Raw genomic sequence first — 3,753 nt, 5'->3', positions numbered from 1 at the left:
GCGACTACATCGCCAACCCGGACCTGGTTGCTCGTCTGCAGAAAAAAGCAGCGCTCAACCCGCAGCGTCCGGAAAGCTTCTACGGCGGCGGCGCGGAAGGCTACACCGACTACCCTTCTCTGTAATCTCGCCATTGTTCATTGATAGCGGCGATATTTCGCCGCTATACTAAAACATCGCTTCTGTTCAAAAAGACAGTCTATTTCATTGTTTAATGAGGAAATTATGCGCCTACTTCACACCATGCTGCGCGTTGGCGACCTGCAACGTTCTATCGATTTCTACACTAACGTCCTGGGCATGAAGCTGCTGCGCACCAGCGAAAACCCTGAATACAAATACTCGCTGGCGTTCGTGGGTTACGGCCCGGAAACGGATGAAGCGGTGATCGAGCTGACCTACAACTGGGGCGTTGACAGCTATGAGCTGGGCACGGCCTACGGCCATATCGCGCTGGAAGTGGACAACGCGGCCGAAGCGTGTGAGCGCATTCGCAGCAACGGCGGTAACGTCACGCGCGAAGCGGGCCCGGTAAAAGGTGGCACCACCGTGATTGCATTTGTGGAAGATCCCGACGGTTACAAAATCGAGCTGATTGAAGCCAAAGACGCCGGTCGCGGTCTGGGCAACTGATCCCTCAGGGCGCAACGTGCGCCCGTAGTTTTACTGCATCCCCCCGCAAAATTTGCCATAATGCGCTCTGCTTTTTCCCCATGTAAGAGACCCTGATGTCCGATAACGCTCAATTTAGCGGTCTGTGCGACCGTTTTCGTGGTTTTTATCCCGTTGTCATTGATGTAGAAACAGCCGGATTTAACGCTAAAACCGATGCGCTGCTCGAAATTGCCGCCATCACGCTGAAGATGGATGAACAGGGCTGGCTTACACCGGACACCACGCTGCATTTCCACGTTGAACCTTTCGAAGGGGCAAACTTACAGCCGGAAGCGCTGGCGTTTAACGGTATCGATCCGCATAACCCGCTGCGTGGTGCAGTCAGTGAATATGATGCGCTGCACGCCATTTTTAAAATGGTGCGTAAAGGCATGAAAGAGAGTAACTGCAGCCGCGCCATTATGGTGGCCCATAACGCCACCTTCGATCACAGCTTTACCATGGCCGCCGCCGAGCGCGCGTCGCTTAAACGCAACCCCTTCCATCCTTTTGTCACCTTCGACACCGCCGCGCTGAGCGGCCTGGCGCTGGGACAAACGGTGTTATCAAAGGCCTGTATTACGGCTGGCATTCCGTTCGACGGCACGCAGGCGCACTCCGCGCTGTATGACACGGAGCGTACCGCAGAGCTGTTCTGTGAGATCGTCAACCGCTGGAAGCGTCTGGGCGGCTGGCCGCTGCCGATGGATGACAGCGAAGAATAAAAAAAAGCGACCTTATCTGGTCGCTTTTTTATTTCCGCAGAAAATTACTCTGCGTCCGGCTCTTCCGTTTTGTACTTCGCCGCCGTCTCTTTGATCAGCTGCTGCAGTTCGCCGCGCTGATACATTTCAATCAGGATATCGCAGCCGCCAACCAGCTCACCGTCTACCCACAGCTGTGGGAACGTCGGCCAGTTCGCGTACTTCGGCAGTTCAGCGCGGATGTCCGGGTTCTGCAGGATATCAACGTAAGCAAAACGCTCACCACAGGCAGACAGCGCCTGAACCGCTTGCGCGGAGAAGCCGCAGCTTGGCAGCTTTGGAGAACCTTTCATATACAGCAGAATCGGGTTTTCAGCGATCTGGCGCTGGATTTTTTCAATAGTGGTGCTCATGTCTTGCTTCCTTTAACTTCTGTTACGGCATTCGTCTGACATTGTAGCGGTTCAGACTGGCATCGGAAAATAACATTTTTGTCACGTTTATACATTTTACTCCGAGTCAGGAAAAGTTGCATTGCAAATGGTGTTTACCCCTGCGGCGGTCAGGGTTTTGCTTAGGGAATGGGCAAATGAGCGACAGAACGATGAATTTTTTTGCACTTGCTTACGAAACACGATTGTAGATTGAAAAATGCTATTAACTTTCTGGCTTTTTATAGATTAGAATCGACGGGCTTTGTAAATCACACGCGGGTATTATTGATGACCTGCATTTATCAGGGGACTGCCCAGTGGCGCGGATAAATAAAATCTCGATCACGCTCTGTGCTTTACTGTTTACTTCACTCACTTTCACGCCAGTGGCAAACGCCTCTCAGCAGGCGCGGCATTCTGCTGTACAAAAAAACCATCTGGTGAAAGCCACAGAACGTAAGAAAAAAACCACCGCTAAGAACGACAAGAAAAAAACACCGGCTCAGACGAAACAGACCGCTTCCAGCAAGACGAAAACCAAACCTTCCCGTACTGCCCACTCCGCCAAAAGTAAAGCTTCGCAAACCGCCGCTAACCTTGTTACTGAAAAATGCATCACGCGTAAAGGCCACAAGGCGAAATGCACGAAGGTCACGAAAATAGCGGAAGTGCATAAGGTGCGCGTACAGAAAGCGCAAAAAACCGCGATGAACAAACTGATGGGGCAGATTGGCAAACCCTATCACTGGGGTGGCAGCTCGCCGCGTACCGGCTTTGACTGCAGCGGCCTCGTCTATTACGCCTATAAAGATCTGGTCAAGTTCCGCATTCCTCGTACCGCTAATGAGATGTACCACCTGCGCGATGCCTCACCGGTTGACCGCGGTGAGCTGGAAAACGGCGATCTGGTGTTCTTCCGCACTCAGGGTCGCGGCACGGCTGACCACGTCGGCGTCTATGTCGGCAACGGAAAATTCATCCAGTCACCGCGTAGCGGCCAGGATATTCAGATCACCTCTCTCAGTGAAGACTACTGGGTACGCCATTACGTCGGCGCACGTCGCGTGATGACGCCGAAAACCATTCGCTAACCCCTACCCTGCCACACCCGTGGCAGGGTAAGTTCCTCTTTTGCATACCCTTTCAATTTGCTATCCTGTCCTTGTTGTCTGTGTGGTTATTGGCAACGCAAAATACAATAAGGAGAGAAGCAATGTCGTTCGAATTACCTGCACTACCGTATGCAAAAGACGCCCTGGCACCGCACATTTCTGCGGAAACCCTGGAATATCATTACGGCAAGCATCACCAGACGTACGTCACAAACCTGAACAATCTGATCAAGGGCACCGATTTTGAAGGCAAAACGCTGGAAGAGATCGTCCGCAGCTCAGAGGGTGGCGTATTCAACAACGCGGCTCAGGTGTGGAACCACACCTTCTACTGGCATTGCCTGGCGCCAAACGCCGGTGGCGAACCTGCCGGTGAACTGGCTACCGCTATCAACGCCGCCTTTGGCAGCTTCGCGGATTTCAAAGCGAAATTTACCGATGCAGCCATCAAGAACTTCGGTTCGGGCTGGACGTGGCTGGTTAAAGAGGCGGATGGCAAACTGGCTATCGTGTCCACCTCTAACGCAGGCACTCCGCTGACCACCAGCGCTAAGCCGCTGATGACCGTGGACGTATGGGAACACGCTTACTACATTGATTACCGCAACGCGCGCCCGAACTACCTGGAGCACTTCTGGGCACTGGTTAACTGGGACTTTGTCGCGAAGAACTTCGCCGCGTAAGAGACACGCAGAAGGGTTCGCCCTTCTGCGTTTTTGGTTTATTCCGCAGCGCAGGCTGCTTCAGGTTGTTTACGACCCGACATCATCACCAACAGCAGGCCGAGCGCGGCAATAACCGCCCCCATCACCGGCACAAAGCTGTACCCCAGTCCCCCTGAAATCACAG

5 protein-coding genes and 2 pseudogenes are annotated in these 3,753 nt (G+C 53.2%); 5 read left to right on the top strand and 2 right to left on the bottom strand.

Annotation, left to right across the window (positions count from 1 at the left end; genetic code table 11):
* From DOU50_RS00920 to rnt, 3 genes and pseudogenes are all read left to right on the top strand, one after another.
* Positions 1-125: pseudogene (locus DOU50_RS00920) on the top strand (alkene reductase); the annotation flags it as partial.
* A 100-nt stretch (positions 126-225) separates the two neighbouring features.
* On the top strand, positions 226-633 hold the full coding sequence (gene gloA / locus DOU50_RS00915; protein ID WP_013096923.1) for a lactoylglutathione lyase: 408 nt from the start codon (positions 226-228) through the stop codon (positions 631-633).
* 95 nt (positions 634-728) lie between these two features.
* Positions 729-1,379 carry a ribonuclease T gene (gene rnt / locus DOU50_RS00910; RefSeq protein ID WP_024909368.1) on the top strand — a complete coding sequence of 217 codons (651 nt, stop codon included), beginning with the start codon at positions 729-731 and terminating at the stop codon, positions 1,377-1,379.
* Between the two features lie 44 nt (positions 1,380-1,423).
* On the opposite strand, the gene grxD is transcribed toward rnt, so the two are convergent.
* Positions 1,424-1,771, bottom strand: coding sequence for a monothiol glutaredoxin 4 (gene grxD / locus DOU50_RS00905; RefSeq protein WP_003832760.1), 348 nt, complete (start codon positions 1,769-1,771; stop codon positions 1,424-1,426).
* Positions 1,772-2,109: 338 nt separating this feature from the next.
* Here grxD and DOU50_RS00900 point away from each other — a divergent pair, with 338 nt between their 5' ends.
* Both DOU50_RS00900 and sodB read left to right on the top strand, forming a co-directional pair.
* Entirely contained in the window at positions 2,110-2,883 is a 774-nt protein-coding gene (locus DOU50_RS00900) for a C40 family peptidase (protein WP_023311354.1), read from the top strand.
* Positions 2,884-3,005: 122 nt separating this feature from the next.
* The gene (gene sodB / locus DOU50_RS00895) at positions 3,006-3,587 is read left to right on the top strand and encodes a superoxide dismutase [Fe] (protein WP_023311353.1); all 582 of its coding nucleotides are present in this window, start codon (positions 3,006-3,008) and stop codon (positions 3,585-3,587) included.
* A gap of 38 nt (positions 3,588-3,625) precedes the next feature.
* Here sodB and DOU50_RS00890 read toward each other — a convergent pair.
* Positions 3,626-3,753, bottom strand: a pseudogene (locus DOU50_RS00890) (MFS transporter); the annotation flags it as partial.

It is taken from the genome of Enterobacter sp. C6 (assembly GCF_008122455.1).
GTDB lineage: Bacteria > Pseudomonadota > Gammaproteobacteria > Enterobacterales > Enterobacteriaceae > Enterobacter > Enterobacter pseudoroggenkampii.
The sequence above is the reverse complement of the archived record's forward strand: the minus strand, read 5'-3'. Positions and strand labels throughout refer to the sequence as shown.